Source organism: Thioclava sp. 'Guangxiensis' (assembly GCF_045348365.1).
Classification (GTDB): Bacteria; Pseudomonadota; Alphaproteobacteria; order Rhodobacterales; family Rhodobacteraceae; genus Thioclava; species Thioclava kandeliae.
Map to the genome: position 1 here is coordinate 49,242 of NZ_CP155824.1, position 14,462 is coordinate 63,703.

Genomic DNA, 14,462 nt, shown 5'->3' on the forward strand with positions numbered 1-14,462 from the left:
TCTTTGAAAAATCAAGGATGTCACACGAAGAATTGGCTTATCGAACGCTAGGGTAAGAATGGTTAACAAAACCTTTCTTAGTAAACACTTTTCTCCTTTTGGTTGTGTAAAAATACCCTCCGTCATAATCGGCCTGCTTAGTAGGAGAAGCTGTCATAGGCGATTTCGTTCACCGATATGTTACGCAGAACCACTTCGACATCTTGGTCGGCAAAGACCGCATCAGCACCGTCCTGCGTGAACTGGGCCTTGATATCGGCCACGCTCGCATAGCCGAACCCCTCGAAGGACAGGGTGTCCCAGGGCTGGTAATCGACCACCAGATGCGAACCGGGTGTCTCGGCCGAGAACACGAACCGGTCGGCCATCATCCCCCCGAACAGGATATTCTCGCCACTGCCGCCATCGAGCTGGTTCCACTCGCCCTGTGCCTTCATCCAGGCCTTCAGTGGCGCGGCCATCTGCGCCACGAATTCGGCACTTTGCGAAAAGCCCTCGACCACCTCGGCGCGGGTCCAGCCCTGATCCATACGGGCACACCAGTCACTCAGCCCCGCCGCATTCGGCGCACGACCCAGAACATTTTGGTAAAGAAGCGTCACGAAGCCCGCATCATCGACATTGCCATAGCTCTGCTGGAACTCGGGCGAGTTGACGAACCCGTCGACGACGTCCCCGAAGGATTTCCCCTGCGAGAGCGCCGTCGTCCAGACCGTCAGGCCGGCCAGATCCGGTGCGCGCCCGAGCGTCGCCTGATAGAGCCGGAACACGTCATCTGCCCAGCTTTCCTGATAGCCCGCGCGCGACATATCCAGCACTTCGGATTGCATATTTCGGCTGAATTCCGTGCTTTCGGAAAAGCCTACGACTACATCGGCACGGCTATTGCCCTCCTGCCCCAGAAACGTGGTCCAGCTTTTCAGACCGGCGGCATCGGGCGCCCGCCCCAACACGTTCTGATAGAGTTGGGTAACAAATTGCGCATTGGTCAGCTCGCCATAGGTGGACTGGAACTCGGCCGAATTCACAAAGCCCTCCGCCACTTCGGTGAGGGTCTTCTCGCCCGTCAGGATCTGGGTCGTCCAGTCCAGATGGCCCGCCGCATTGGGCGCACGGTCGAGCGTCGCCTGAAAGATCCGCACCACCTGCGCCGAGGCCGCATCGAATTTCCCGTCCTCGATCTCGCCCAGAAGGAGATCATCGCCAGCGCCCCCCAAGAGCGTATCGGCGCCGCGCCCGCCGGTGACCGTATCGGCCCCGCGATCGCCCTCGAGCCACTCGTCCTCCGCCGTGCCCACGATATGTTGCGGCCCGAGCGTGAGATAGCTGATATCGATATGCCAGATATCGCGCAGATCCTCGGCACTGAAATCGGACGCCTTCAGCGACCGCCCGTCGGCGGACATCACCGTCACCGTCTCCTCGCCCAGCGTGATCTTGGCGCCGCCCGTGATGGGGGTGATGGTCAGCGCATCGACCGTGTAGAAGCGCCCTATCTGGGACAGGTCGATCCGGTCGATCCCGACCTCGAAATCCTCGATCCGGTCGGTGGTGCCATCCTTGGTCAGAACAAATGTATCGGCCCCCGCGCCCCCCCACATCCGGTCGCTGCCCGCGCCGTCCATGAGGACATCATCCCCCGCACCGCCGCGCAGCGTGTCATTGCCCGCACCGCCCGAAAGAATGTCATCGGCGCCCGCGCCGGTCAGCGCATCCGCCGCCTTGGTGCCGCTCAGGATCGACCCCGGATCGATGTCGATACTGAACAGCGAGAGCGCCGAGAGCCCGTCCTCGCCCTCGCCCTGTCCTGCCACATAGAGGCGCAACTCGCCATCGACCACCGCCAGCTCCAGCGCCGAAGGGTCCTCGAGCGCCATGCCTTCGGTATCGGCGACCGTTTCCAGATGCAGGAGCCGCCCGTCGGGCAATAGCGTCAGGAGCGAGAGCCCGTCATCCCCGCCACCGGCCACGATATAGGCGCGGCCCTCGTGTTCGACCGCCTCCAACACGGTCAGCTGGCCGAAACGCGTCGTCAGGTCATCATTCACCTGATCTGTCACCGTCAGCTGGCCCGCAGCATCGATCCTCGCAACCGTCACCGAGCTGGACCCCTGCGCGCCCACCAGCACATAGACCTGTCCCGCCAGCGTGACCTGCGTCAGCGCGACAGGGTTCGAGATCGCCAGACCATCGGCCAGATCAAGCCCCGCCTGCGCGCTGACCTTGCCCGTGGAGGAGAGCGCATAACAGCCGAGCTTCGGATCGTCATCCGACAGGGTCAGCACATAGGTCGCACTGCCAACGGTCACCGTCTCAATATCGCGGAGAGTGCCCGCCGCAAGATCCGCCCGCGCCGTGACCGACAGCGCCCCGCTCGTGCCGAGCGTATAGACCGTGAACCCGTTTTCCTCGCGCCCCGCCGTAATCAGAAGATCGGTGCTGCCAATGGACACGGTTTCAAGGATATTGATCGCGTCGAGGCTACTATTCTCGAGCGTGAATGCCTGATTGAGCGTGCCGTTACTGGCCACCCAATAGCCCGCCACGCCACTGATCAGCGGGCCCGAGGCCAGAAGGGCGAGCTTGCCGCCAACCTCGCAGAGCGCCAGATCGACCGTGCCGTAGAGGCCCGAGCCTGCGGGATAGAGCGCCAGATCGAGTAATTTGGCCCCCGTAGCCGCATCGCGCACGATGACGCCGCCCTCGCCCGAGGCCTGATAGAGCACGCCCCCGTCGAGCGACAGGAGCAGGTCGTCGATCGAACTCATATACTTGGTGGCGCCCGTCGTCGCCATTCCCAGATGTGTCAGATAGCCCATCCGCCTCGCCCCAAACCTCCTTGCAGACGCGCCACCGGTTATCCTGTCCCGATACTGTGCCCGATGGCGCGCTGGCTGTTCCCACATGCGCAAGATGGACACAAAGCCTGCCCGAAAGCGGATCAAAATGGGAACAAAACATGGCTTTTACCGCCGATTTGGCTCAAATGCCAACGGTCGCGCCCTCGGCAGCATGCTGCCGCCCAGCCTTTGGAGATGTCGCAACACCGCTGGACAATCCGGAATGGGGCGCGCAAATATACCGGCATGGAAAACCCTGTTTCGTCCCTGATTTCGGCCACCCAGACGCCCCATATCCGCATCATCATGGCCTGCCGGAACGGCGCCGCACATCTGCCCGACCAGCTGGCCAGTTTCGAGCGCCAGACCCATCGCAACTGGTCACTCGATGCCAGCGATGACGGATCGAGCGATGCCACCACCGATATTCTCGAGGCTTTCCGCAAGCGCCATCCCTCTCGGGTGCGGATCTTTGACGGGCCCCGCGCGGGTGTGGCCCCCGCGTTTCTCACGCTGGCCGCCCGCGCCGCCAAGGATGCCCCCGAGGCGGCCCTTGCGCTCTCCGATCAGGATGATGTCTGGTCGAAGGTAAAGCTCGCGCGCTCGGTGCGCTGGATGAAGCGCGCAGGCGATCCCGCCCGCGACCCGCTCGTCTATGCCAGCAGAACCATCCTGACCGATACGCACCTCAAGAAGCTGGGCCTGTCGCATCTGCATATGCGCGGACCGTCCTTCCGCAACTCGCTGGTGCAGAACATCCTCGGCGGCAATACGATCGTGCTGTCGGCACCGGCTGCCGCCATTCTGGGCCAGTCGGCGCAAGCCGCGATCTCGGCCAGAGTGCCCTATCACGACTGGTGGATCTACATGATGATGGCGGGGGCAGGCGCGCAGATCTTCAACGATCCCAAACCCACGCTCTATTACCGCCAGCACGGCTCAAACCAGCTGGGCCATCACGGACCGGTGCGTGGCCGTCTCAAGCGGCTGGGCACAGTCGCCAAACGCCATTTTTCCGGCTGGCTGGATGCCAATATCGCGGCGCTCTTTGCCAACCGCCTGTCGCTGACCCCCGAGAACGACGCACTGCTGATGCGGTTCCTGTCGGCGCGCAAGATGGGCGGTGGCGCCTACGGGAGAGCACTGCGCGAGCTGGATATCCACCGCCAGACGCTACAGGGCGACCGCGTGCTACAGGTGATGGCGCGCACCGGACGGCTCTAGAGCCAGAGCCCTCCCGACCATAGGAGCCGCACGACAGCGGATTGCCCGGCAACGCCCAGTTTTGCGTAGAGCTGCTTGGAATAGCTACGCGCGGTCTCGCGCTGCCAGCCGAGCGCCTCGCCCGCCTCCGCCAGCGACAGCCCGTCCCCCAGACAGATCGCAAGCCGCGCCTCGCTGCGGGCGAGCCCGTAATGCTGCATCAGATGGGTCTCTCCCATCTCCCCGATGGCGCGCGGCTGGCGCAGATAGGCCATGATCGCCCCCTCCTCCATACGCAATACCATCGCAAGCGGGCGCGTCTCGGAGAGATCGAAGGCGGCCCATCCCGCCGCGCTCCCCCCGGCTTCGGGTCTTTCCGCGGCGCCCAGTTCGGCCAGACGTGCACGGAACCGCCGCGCCAGATCGGGCGAGGTGAATGCGAGCCAGCCCTGCTCGGTCAGCGTCATGGCCGTGCCCTCCAGCCGCGCCGGAAGATCCGCAGATTGCGCGACCACCCGCCCCGCCGGAGAGATCTGCATCCAATACCCCCCCAGATCGCGCGCAATCCTGCTATCACGGGCGTGGCGGGCCCGTTCGGCCCGCAGCGCCTGATAGCTTTGCAACGCAGGCCCCAGATAGGGCGCAAGCCGAGACAACCCGACCCCGTCGCGCGCGCGGAAATCCGCAATGCCGTGATCCACACCATTACGCCCGATCCACACAAGCGCGTGGCTTGTCGCATCGATCCGGCTGCGCAGCGCCCGCAAGGGAAGGTCGGGATTTGCCAGATCGGAGAGCTCGCTCTGGCCATAGATCCGCCCGCTGCGCATCCTCTCGATGAGGGCGCGGGAAAAAACCGGCACCGGCCCGCCCCATGACCATGCGCCCGTGACCTCGCCGCCCCGCAAAGACAAGAGCCCCGCCGCATCCGCGCCAGTCATCTGCGCCAGACCGCGCAGAAAATCGGACCACAATTCGGAGGGCGCTGCGGCCTCGCCCGCGCCATAGCCGGAGGAGGCAGAAAAAAGTGACGCGATAACAGCTTCTTCGCTGGACGCCATGGCGGAAAATCTCCGAAAAAGCATTTAGCCCCCATTTGGGGGGTGCTGCGACAAACTGACAGGCTTACCTCTGGTGTCAACACGAAGTTTGAACCGAGAGCATCATGACCAAGACATCTCTTACCCACCTTCAGCGGCTGGAAGCCGAGAGCATCCATATCCTGCGTGAAGTCGTGGCCGAGGCGCAGAACCCTGTAATGCTGTATTCCGTGGGCAAGGACTCGGCGGTCATGCTGCATCTGGCAAAAAAGGCCTTCTATCCCGCACCGCCGCCTTTCCCGCTCCTGCATGTCGACACCACCTGGAAATTCCAGGCGATGTATGCGCTGCGTGACAAGGCCGCAAAAGATGCGGGGATGGAGCTGCTGGTCCACCAGAACCCCGAAGCCATCGAAAAGGGCATCAACCCCTTCGATCACGGCTCGCTGCATACAGACATGTGGAAGACCGAGGGCCTGAAACAGGCGCTCGACAAATACGGGTTCGATGCCGCCTTCGGTGGCGCGCGCCGCGACGAGGAGAAATCCCGCGCGAAAGAACGTGTGTTCTCCTTCCGCACCGCCCAGCACCGCTGGGACCCGAAAAACCAGCGCCCCGAGTTGTGGCGTCTGTATAACGCCCGCAAGAATAAGGGCGAGTCGATGCGGGTCTTCCCGATCTCGAACTGGACCGAGCTGGACATCTGGCAATATATCCATCTCGAGGGCATCGAGATCGTGCCGCTCTATTTCGCAGCGCCCCGCCCGACCGTGGAACGCGATGGCATGCTGTTGATGGTGGATGACAACCGCTTCCGCCTGAAAGATGGCGAGGAGCCGGTCATGCGCTCGGTGCGTTTCCGCACGCTGGGCTGCTACCCGCTGACCGGTGCCGTCGAAAGCCAGGCCACCACGCTGCCGGAGGTCATTCAGGAAACCCTTCTGACCACCACCTCCGAGCGTCAGGGCCGTGCGATCGACCACGATCAGGCCGCCTCGATGGAGAAGAAGAAGCAGGAAGGCTACTTCTGATCGCGCGCGCAGGGGCCGCAAACGGCCCCGCTTCTCTCCGGATATATGAATTTCAGGTGCACTCACATGACTGCAAACCAACAAGACCCGATCTACAAGACCGACGCGCTGATCGCGGAAGATATCGACCAGTATCTGAAGGTCCACCAGCACAAGACCATGCTGCGCTTCATCACCTGCGGCTCGGTCGATGACGGGAAATCCACCCTGATCGGCCGCCTGCTCTATGATAGCAAGATGATCTTCGAGGATCAGCTGGCAACGCTCGAAGCCGATTCCAAGCGCGTGGGCACCCAGGGCCAGGAGATCGACTTCGCGCTGCTGGTCGATGGTCTTGCCGCCGAGCGCGAGCAGGGCATCACTATCGACGTGGCTTACCGCTTCTTCGCCACCGAGAAGCGCAAGTTCATTGTCGCCGATACTCCCGGCCACGAGCAATATACCCGCAACATGGTCACCGGCGCCTCGACCGCCGATCTGGCCGTGATCCTGATCGATGCGCGTAAAGGCGTGCTGACCCAGACCAAGCGTCACTCCTATCTGGTGAAACTCTTGGGCATCAAGAATGTGGTGCTTGCGGTCAACAAGATGGATCTCGTGGGCTATTCGCAGGAGACCTTCGACCAGATCGTGGCCGATTACACCGAATTCGGCAAAACCATCGGCCTGACCGATTTCGTGCCGATGCCGATCTCCGGGTATAAGGGCGACAACATCACCACGCCGTCCGAGAACATGCCGTGGTTCACTGGCACGCCGCTGCTGCCGCATCTGGAAACGGTCGAGATCACCTCGTCGCACGAACCCGTCGACGCACCCTTCCGTATGCCGGTGCAATGGGTGAACCGCCCCAATCTCGATTTCCGCGGCTTTGCAGGCCTCGTGGCCTCGGGCCGGATCGCACCGGGCGACGAGATCCGCGTGCTTCCCTCGGGCAAGACCTCCAAAGTGGCGCAGATCGTGACTTTCGAGGGCAATCGCGACGAAGCGATTGCAGGCGAGGCGATCACCATCACGCTCGAAGACGAGATCGACTGCTCGCGCGGTCAGGTCATCGTGGCGGCGCAAAGCCCGCTCGAAGTGGCCGACCAGTTCGAATCGACCATCATCTGGATGGACGAGGAAGAGATGATCCCCGGTCGCGCCTATTGGCTCAAGATCGGCACCCAGACCGTTTCGGCCACCGTTCAGGCGCCGAAATACGAAGTGAACGTCAACACGCAGGAGCATCTTGCGACCAAGACGCTGGATCTGAACGCGATCGGCGTGGCCAATATCACCACCGACCGCGAGATCCCCTTCGCGCCCTATGAGGAGAACCACGATCTTGGTGGCTTCATCCTCATCGACAAAATGACCAACCAGACGGTCGCGGCCGGCATGTTGCATTTCGCGCTGCGCCGCTCGACCAATGTCCATTGGCAGGCCACCGACATCTCGCGCGAGAGCCATGCGTCGATGAAGAACCAGAAGCCAGCCGTGCTCTGGCTCACCGGCCTCTCGGGCTCGGGCAAATCGACCATCGCAAATATCGTCGAGAAGAAACTGGCGCGGATGAACCGCCACACCTTCCTGCTCGATGGCGATAACGTGCGCCACGGCCTGAACAAGGATCTGGGCTTCACCGAGGCCGACCGGATCGAGAATATCCGTCGTGTGGGCGAGGTTGCCAAGCTGATGACCGATGCCGGTCTCATCGTGATCACCGCCTTCATCTCGCCCTTCCGTTCGGAGCGTGACATGGTGCGCGGGATGATGCAGCCGGGCGAGTTCGTCGAGGTCTTCGTGGATACGCCGCTGGAAGTCGCCGAAGAGCGCGATGTGAAAGGCCTTTATAAAAAGGCCCGTTCGGGTCAGCTGAAGAACTTCACGGGCATCGACAGCCCCTATGAAGCCCCTGACAATGCCGAATTGCGCATCGACACGACCGAGATGACGCCGGAAGAAGCTGCCGATCTGATCATCGCGCGTCTGATTCCCTGATCCGGTTCATAGCACCAACAAACGCCCCGCCCGAGAGAGCGGGGCGTTTTGTTGTGTCAGTTGCAGTTGTAACGGGTATGGATCAGGATCGAGGAGGGTGCGGGTTGGCTTTCGATACCGCGCAGACGCTCGTCGATGGCCCGCACGGCCTGGACCAGCTCGGCGGCCGAATCATGCGAGATGACGTAATCCATCGTGCCTGCCTCAAGCAGAACCCGCGTGAATGGCGTCAGCTCGTGACCGATAAAGACCGTTTTGCCACTCAGTCCCGCATGTTCGAGCGCAGCCCCTACGCCGCGATTGGCCCCCGCCACGTTATAGATCGCACCGGGCGGGCGGGCCGATGCCAGATGGCTCGCCAGAAGTTCCTCGGTGCGTTCGACATTGTCATTCGAGATCACCCGCTCCTGAATGCTTAGATGCGGGTAGTCCTGCCGCAGCACCCGGCGGAACCCCATCTCGCGCTCCTGCTGGCAACGGAACGGCACGCTCATCACCAGCAGGATATGTTGCGGAACCGGCGGGAGAATCTGTCCGATCAGCTGCGCGGCCACGCTACCCGCCGCATATTGGTCATTGCCAACATAGACCGTGCGACGCGAACTGGGCAGATCCGAGGTCAGGCAGACCGTGGGCTTGCCGAGGGCCGCGATCTTGCGCAGCGCGCCGTTGATGGCCGGATGCTCGTAGGCAATGACGATCACCGCATCCAGCTCGCGCCCCGCCTGTTCCAGTGCCGCCGCAAATCGCCCCGGTTCGATCTCCTCGGTAGTAAAGAACTGCCCCGTTAGCTCCACCCCCGCGATAGAGGCATTCACCATCTGCATCGCCTGTATCATCTGTCCGTTGAAGGACGGGCCGGAGATACAGAAAAACCCGATCTGACGCAGATCCTGCATCCGGTGATCGGCGGCCAGCTTGTCGAGTGCCGCCATCACGCGGTTTCGGGTCGTTTCTTTGACGCCGGGCCGGTTGTTGAGCACGCGGTCGACGGAGGCCGGCCCCACACCGGCAAGGGCGGCAATCTGCGCGATATTCGGGCCTTTCCAGTTCTTGCCAGCTTTCGGCATCCACAGCGTCCTTAATGATCCGTTTTACATCGCCGGCATACACCGCCCGATAAATAGGCAAATTTCAAACTTACATTGCAAGCGAAACAAACGACTAATTTTGATGTGAATAACATCGTATTATTATCACAAGCCCGCTAGCTTTGATTTAATAAGATCATTTATTACTCAGACAGGGAGATTTCGTTTCAGAAAATGAGCGTTGGCGGTGGAGGTCGCCATCAGCCTCATGGTGCCTAGCGCGGGCAATTCTGAGGTGAAGAAAATCAAACTGCCGGAAGAGATGTGGTTTCGGCCACGCATGTCGCGCCGTCGGAGGAGACGGCGTCAGTGGAGGAGTGTCGACATGAAATTCAAATCTGCCCTGCTTGCAGCATCGGTACTGGCGCTAAGCGCCTCGGGCGCCATGGCCGCCAACATCGCGGTGATCGCGGGCTCCATCGAGGACGGGTTCTTCAACCTGATCAAGAAAGGCGTCGATGATGCGACGCTGGTCGTCGAAGCCAATGGCGGTCAGGTCAACTACCTGCGCACGCCCAATTACGACAATTTCGGCCCCGATCTGGTAACGCTCATTAATCAGGCTGTCGCACAGGGTGTGGACGGGATCGCGATCCCCGTCTGGGTACCCGAGGCACAGGTTCCTGCCCTGCAGGCAGCCGCCGATAAAGGCATCAAGATCATGATGTATAACTCGGGCTCGGATGTAAAAGAGGATGTCCACGGCATCAACTATTTCGGCTCGGATGAGTTTGTCGCCGGTGTTGCGGGTGGCGAATACATGGCCGAACATGGTGCCAAGAAGATCCTGTGCCACATCCACACGCCCGGTGCGGTGAACCACGAAGCACGCTGCGCGGGTGTGGTCGAGGGAGCCAAGAAAGGCGGCGCCGAGGTCAATATCCTGCGGACCCCGGCCAATCTTGATGGCGATGTGACCGGCACCGCCGAGTCGATCAAATCGGAACTGGTCGCCGACCAGGGCATCGATGCGGTCATCACCCTTGCCGCGTGGTCGGCAGATGCCGCGGCCAATGCCGTGGGCCAGATCGGCGCGCAGGACCGTGTGAAGATCGGCAGCTTCGACATGAACCCCGCGGTGCTTGACCGCATCAAGGGGGGCACCCAGACCATGGCGATCGACCAGCAGCCCTATCTGCAAGGCTTCCTCGCAACCTCGATGCTGGCGGCGCATATCGATTTCGGCACCGAACTGGCGACCGATCCCGTCCTGACCGGCCCCGCGATCATCGATGCCAGCAACATCGATACCGCCCTGCAAGGCGTCGCCAAAGGCGCGCGTTAATCCGTCTGACACCGCCTGACGGGCACCCCCGCGCGGGGTGCCCGATTGCCGCTTCTGTCGCATGAGGACCTGTCTATGCCCCCGAAACCCAATGCGCCCACATCTACCCCGTTTTCCGTCTCCGGCCTGTTCCGACGCCCCGAAATGGGCGCCTTCATGGGTATGGTGCTTGTTTTTATCTTTTTCAGTATCTTCGGATATGATCGTAACTTCCTCTCGCCCTTCGGCACGTCCAGCTGGATGAACGCGGCTTCGACCATCGGGATCATTGCTATTCCCGTTGGTTTTCTGATGATCGCAGGTGAGCTTGATATCTCCATCGGTGCTATGGTCCCCGCAGCCAAGATGGCGATGGCCATAAGTTGCGGCTATTACGGGCTGCCTTTCGTGGTGGGCCTTGTGCTGACCTTCGCGATTGCCGCAGCGGTGGGCACGGTGAACGGGCTTCTGGTCACTCGCACCAAGGTGCCCTCACTCATCGTGACGCTGGCCACACTGTTTTCCGTAGCCGGCCTGACGCTCTTCCTGTCGCTCTTCCTGACCGACACCACAAGCCAGGCCATGCCTTCGCCCGAATGGGCCAAATTCGTCTTCGGCTCCTATCATATCTGGGGTCTGCAATCCTCGGTCTTCTGGTGGTTTGCACTGGCCGCGATGCTCTATTTCTTCCTGCATCAATCGCCCTGGGGGAACTGGATCTTCGGGATGGGAGGCGACAAGGAAAGCGCACATAATGCGGGCATCCCTACCGACAAGTTGAAAATCGGCCTCTTCGTGCTGACCGCGATGGCCGCCGCCCTCTCGGGTATCTGCGAGGCAACGCTGGCAAACTCGGCCACCACCACCACCAACTTCGCACTGATCTTCAACTGCATTATCGCGGTCGTCGTGGGTGGCGTGCTGCTGACAGGCGGCTTTGGCACCGTCTCCGGGATCTTCTTCGGCACCGCGACCCTGGCCATCGTCCAGCAGGGCATCGGCTACACGCCCTTCGACCGTAATCTCAGCTCGCTGATCATCGGGGTCATGCTGCTGATCGCGGTTCTGATGAATGACAGTTTCCGCCGTATGGCGCTGTCGATGTCCGGCAAGAAGAAATAAGGAGATCCGCTCATGACTGCTCCCGTTCTGGAAATGCGCAAAGTCGACAAAAGCTTCGGGCCGATCGACGTGCTGCACGAGATCTCGCTCAAGGTGCATGCGGGCGAGGTGCTCTGCCTTCTGGGCGATAACGGTGCCGGCAAATCCACGCTGATCAAGACCCTCTCGGGGGTCCACCAGCCCAGCTCCGGCGAGATGCTGATGGATGGCAAGCCGGTTTTGTTCAACACGCCCCGCGAGGCGCAGGATCACGGCATCGCCACCGTCCACCAGTTCGGCGGCACCTATCCGCTGATGTCGGTGGGGCGCAACTTCTTCATGGGCGCCGAGCCCACCAAGGGTTGGGGTCCGTTCCGCCGCTTCGACCGCCATGTGGCCAATAGGATCGCCGTGGAGGCCGTGCAGAATTTCGGCATCACTCGGATCACCGATGGCGACCGTCTGGTGGGCGCGCTCTCGGGCGGCGAGCGCCAATCGCTGGCCATCGCACGCGCGGTGCATTTCGGGGCGCGCGTGCTGATCCTCGACGAACCGACCGCCGCACTGGGCGTCAAACAGGCGGCCCACGTCCTGCGCATCGTCAACGAGGCCAAGCGCCGGGGTCTGGCCGTGATCTTCATCACCCATCAGGTCATGCATGCGATGGCCGTAGGCGACCATTTCGCGGTGCTGATCCGCGGCGCGATTGCCGCAGATTTCCGTAAGGGAGAGAAAACCCGCGAGGAGATTGCCGATCTCATGGCAGGGGGAGAGTCCATGTCGGCTCTGGAGGCCTCGATCGAGGTCTATCAGGACACCCATGACGGGCACAGCCCGCAGACCGCCGGCTGATCTTCCCACTACCTGACCCGACAGGACCGCCGCTCTGGCGGCCCTGTCCTCTTGCGCCAAGAAGGAGATTTCCATGACCATCCGATTAGGCCTGATCGGCGCGGGCCTCATGGGCGCGGACCACGCCCGCATCATCGCCCTCGATCTGCCTGACGCATCCTTGCAAGTGGTCTGCGACATGGACCCGACCCGTGCGCGCGCTGTGGCCGATGCCTGTGGAGCCGCCGATATCGCCAGCGACCCCGAGGCGGTGATCGCCCGCGAGGATGTGGATGCGCTGATCGTGGCGAGCCCCGATTTCACCCACGCGCCCTTGTCGCTCGCCTGTATTCATGCGGGCAAGAAGGTGCTGATGGAAAAGCCTCTCTCGCAATCGCCTGCACAATGTCTGGAAGTGATCGGGGCCGAGACCCGCAGCGGCGCACGCCATGTCATGCTGGGGTTCATGCGGCGCTATGACCGCGCCTATGCAGAGATGCGCGCGGCTCTGGGCGCGGGCCGTCTGGGACGCCCGCTGATGATGCATAATTTCCACCGCAATGTCGAAACCCCGGCGGCGGATTTCACCGGCGCGATGGCGATCACCAATTCCGCCCCGCATGAGTTCGACGTGGTGCGCCATGTGCTGGGGTGCGAGTATACGAGCATCTCGGCTTCGCAACCGCGCCGGTCCGATAGCCGCGTGGCCCCTGTCGTGATGGTGCTGGAAACCGGAGACGGGCAAATCGTCACGATCGAGGTGAACAATAACGCAGCCTATGGCTATGATGTGCGCGCCGAGCTGGTGGGCGAGACGGCCTCCATTTCTATGAACCATGTGGCCTATACCCGCATGGAAGGCGCGCTTGCCAGCAGCGCCGCCTATGACGCCGATTGGCGCGGACGATATCACGAGGCCTATGTGGCACAGAACCGCGCCTTTCTGGGCTTTGTCGAAACCGGCCTCTTCCCCGAGATCGCCGCCGATTGCTGGGATGGCTATTGCGCCGCCCTCGTGGCCGAGACAGGAGCACGGGCTCTGGCCAGCGGTGCCAAAGAACCCGTAAACATGGCTTCCCGCCCTGCCTTTTATGAATCGCGTAAGGGAGACACCCTATGAAACTGGGATTTGTGACCGACAGTCTTGGTGGGATGGCATTCGGGGATGTGCTCGAGCACGCGCAGCGGATGGGGGTCTCGGGCCTCGAGATCAACACCTGCGGCTGGTCCACCGCCCCACATTTCGATCTGGCGCGGATGGCGGGGGATGCGGGCGTCCGCAAGGATTTCCTCAAACAGGTTACCGAACGCGGGCTCGAGGTGATCAGCCTCAATGCCAATGGCAACCCGCTCCACCCGACCGATCCGCGCCAAGGTGAGGATCTGAGGACCACAATCCGGTTGGCGGGTGAAATGGGCATCAAGACCGTCTGCACCATGTCGGGCCTGCCTGCCGGATCGCCCGAGGACCGGATGCCCAACTGGGTGGTGTCTTCATGGCCACCCGAGACCCGGGAAATTCTGCATTATCAGTGGCACGAGAAGCTATTCCCGTTCTGGCATGAAATCGCGGAGCTAGCCCGTGAAAGCGGGGTGGAACGGATCGCGCTCGAGCTGCATGGCAATCAATGCGTCTATAACGTGCCCTCGCTCCTGAGGCTGCGCGCCGAGATAGGGCCGGTGATCGGAGCAAATCTCGATCCTTCCCATCTGTTCTGGATGGGGGCAGATCCGCTTCAGGCCACCGAGGCACTGGGTGAGGCGATCTACCATGTCCATGCCAAGGACACCTTCCTCAATGCGCCGGTTCAGGCCACCACGAGCCTTCTGGAAAACGGTTCCCTGATGGATATTCCGGCACGCAGCTGGTCCTATATCACGCTGGGCTTCGGTCACGGGGAGGAGTGGTGGCGTCAGTTCTGCTACCGGCTTAAAATGGCGGGCTATGATGGCTGGTTATCTATCGAACACGAGGATGTCCTGCTGAACTCTCTGGAAGGGCTCGAGAAATCCGTCGCACTTTTGCAAGGCGTCATGCCGGTCGCTGCCTCGGATTTCAAACCGCAGGCAATCTGAGC

The 14,462-nt window shown here is 61.8% G+C and carries 11 protein-coding genes; 8 read left to right on the forward strand and 3 right to left on the reverse strand.

Features of this window, described 5'->3' with window-relative positions; all coding sequences use genetic code 11:
* Positions 1-137: 137 nt before the first annotated feature.
* The gene (locus ABEB22_RS17540; protein WP_349295131.1) at positions 138-2,819 is read right to left on the reverse strand and encodes a DUF4214 domain-containing protein; all 2,682 of its coding nucleotides are present in this window, start codon (positions 2,817-2,819) and stop codon (positions 138-140) included.
* Between the two features lie 267 nt (positions 2,820-3,086).
* Here ABEB22_RS17540 and ABEB22_RS17545 point away from each other — a divergent pair, with 267 nt between their 5' ends.
* On the forward strand, positions 3,087-4,064 hold the full coding sequence (locus ABEB22_RS17545; protein WP_339115216.1) for a glycosyltransferase: 978 nt from the start codon (positions 3,087-3,089) through the stop codon (positions 4,062-4,064).
* On the opposite strand, the gene ABEB22_RS17550 is transcribed toward ABEB22_RS17545, so the two are convergent.
* Positions 4,061-5,104 (reverse strand): hypothetical protein, encoded by a 1,044-nt coding sequence (locus ABEB22_RS17550; protein WP_349295133.1) that lies wholly within the window; start codon positions 5,102-5,104, stop codon positions 4,061-4,063. The two genes, ABEB22_RS17545 and ABEB22_RS17550, sit on opposite strands and share 4 nt — an antisense overlap.
* 104 nt (positions 5,105-5,208) lie before the next feature.
* On the opposite strand from ABEB22_RS17550, the gene cysD reads away from it, so the two are divergent.
* The gene (gene cysD / locus ABEB22_RS17555; RefSeq protein ID WP_339115218.1) at positions 5,209-6,114 is read left to right on the forward strand and encodes a sulfate adenylyltransferase subunit CysD; all 906 of its coding nucleotides are present in this window, start codon (positions 5,209-5,211) and stop codon (positions 6,112-6,114) included.
* A 66-nt stretch (positions 6,115-6,180) separates the two neighbouring features.
* Entirely contained in the window at positions 6,181-8,097 is a 1,917-nt protein-coding gene (cysN, locus tag ABEB22_RS17560) for a sulfate adenylyltransferase subunit CysN (protein WP_339115219.1), read from the forward strand.
* A 56-nt stretch (positions 8,098-8,153) separates the two neighbouring features.
* Here the strand turns inward: cysN and ABEB22_RS17565 are convergent, their stop codons facing one another.
* Positions 8,154-9,167 carry a LacI family DNA-binding transcriptional regulator gene (locus ABEB22_RS17565; protein ID WP_349295134.1) on the reverse strand — a complete coding sequence of 338 codons (1,014 nt, stop codon included), beginning with the start codon at positions 9,165-9,167 and terminating at the stop codon, positions 8,154-8,156.
* 346 nt (positions 9,168-9,513) lie between these two features.
* On the opposite strand from ABEB22_RS17565, the gene ABEB22_RS17570 reads away from it, so the two are divergent.
* The 5 genes from ABEB22_RS17570 to ABEB22_RS17590 all read left to right on the forward strand — a co-directional run bounded on the left by ABEB22_RS17570 (position 9,514) and on the right by ABEB22_RS17590 (position 14,460).
* Positions 9,514-10,473 (forward strand): substrate-binding domain-containing protein, encoded by a 960-nt coding sequence (locus ABEB22_RS17570; protein ID WP_339115221.1) that lies wholly within the window; start codon positions 9,514-9,516, stop codon positions 10,471-10,473.
* A 75-nt stretch (positions 10,474-10,548) separates the two neighbouring features.
* Positions 10,549-11,574: an ABC transporter permease gene (locus ABEB22_RS17575; protein WP_349295135.1), complete on the forward strand. Its 1,026-nt coding sequence runs from the start codon at positions 10,549-10,551 to the stop codon at positions 11,572-11,574.
* A gap of 12 nt (positions 11,575-11,586) precedes the next feature.
* The gene (locus ABEB22_RS17580) at positions 11,587-12,405 is read left to right on the forward strand and encodes an ATP-binding cassette domain-containing protein (RefSeq protein ID WP_339115223.1); all 819 of its coding nucleotides are present in this window, start codon (positions 11,587-11,589) and stop codon (positions 12,403-12,405) included.
* A 73-nt stretch (positions 12,406-12,478) separates the two neighbouring features.
* Positions 12,479-13,504, forward strand: coding sequence for a Gfo/Idh/MocA family oxidoreductase (locus tag ABEB22_RS17585; protein ID WP_349295136.1), 1,026 nt, complete (start codon positions 12,479-12,481; stop codon positions 13,502-13,504).
* Complete coding sequence (locus tag ABEB22_RS17590) at positions 13,501-14,460, forward strand: sugar phosphate isomerase/epimerase (protein WP_339115225.1); 960 nt, start codon at positions 13,501-13,503, stop codon at positions 14,458-14,460. The genes ABEB22_RS17585 and ABEB22_RS17590 overlap by 4 nt, the downstream gene beginning before the upstream one ends.
* Positions 14,461-14,462: the final 2 nt, after the last annotated feature.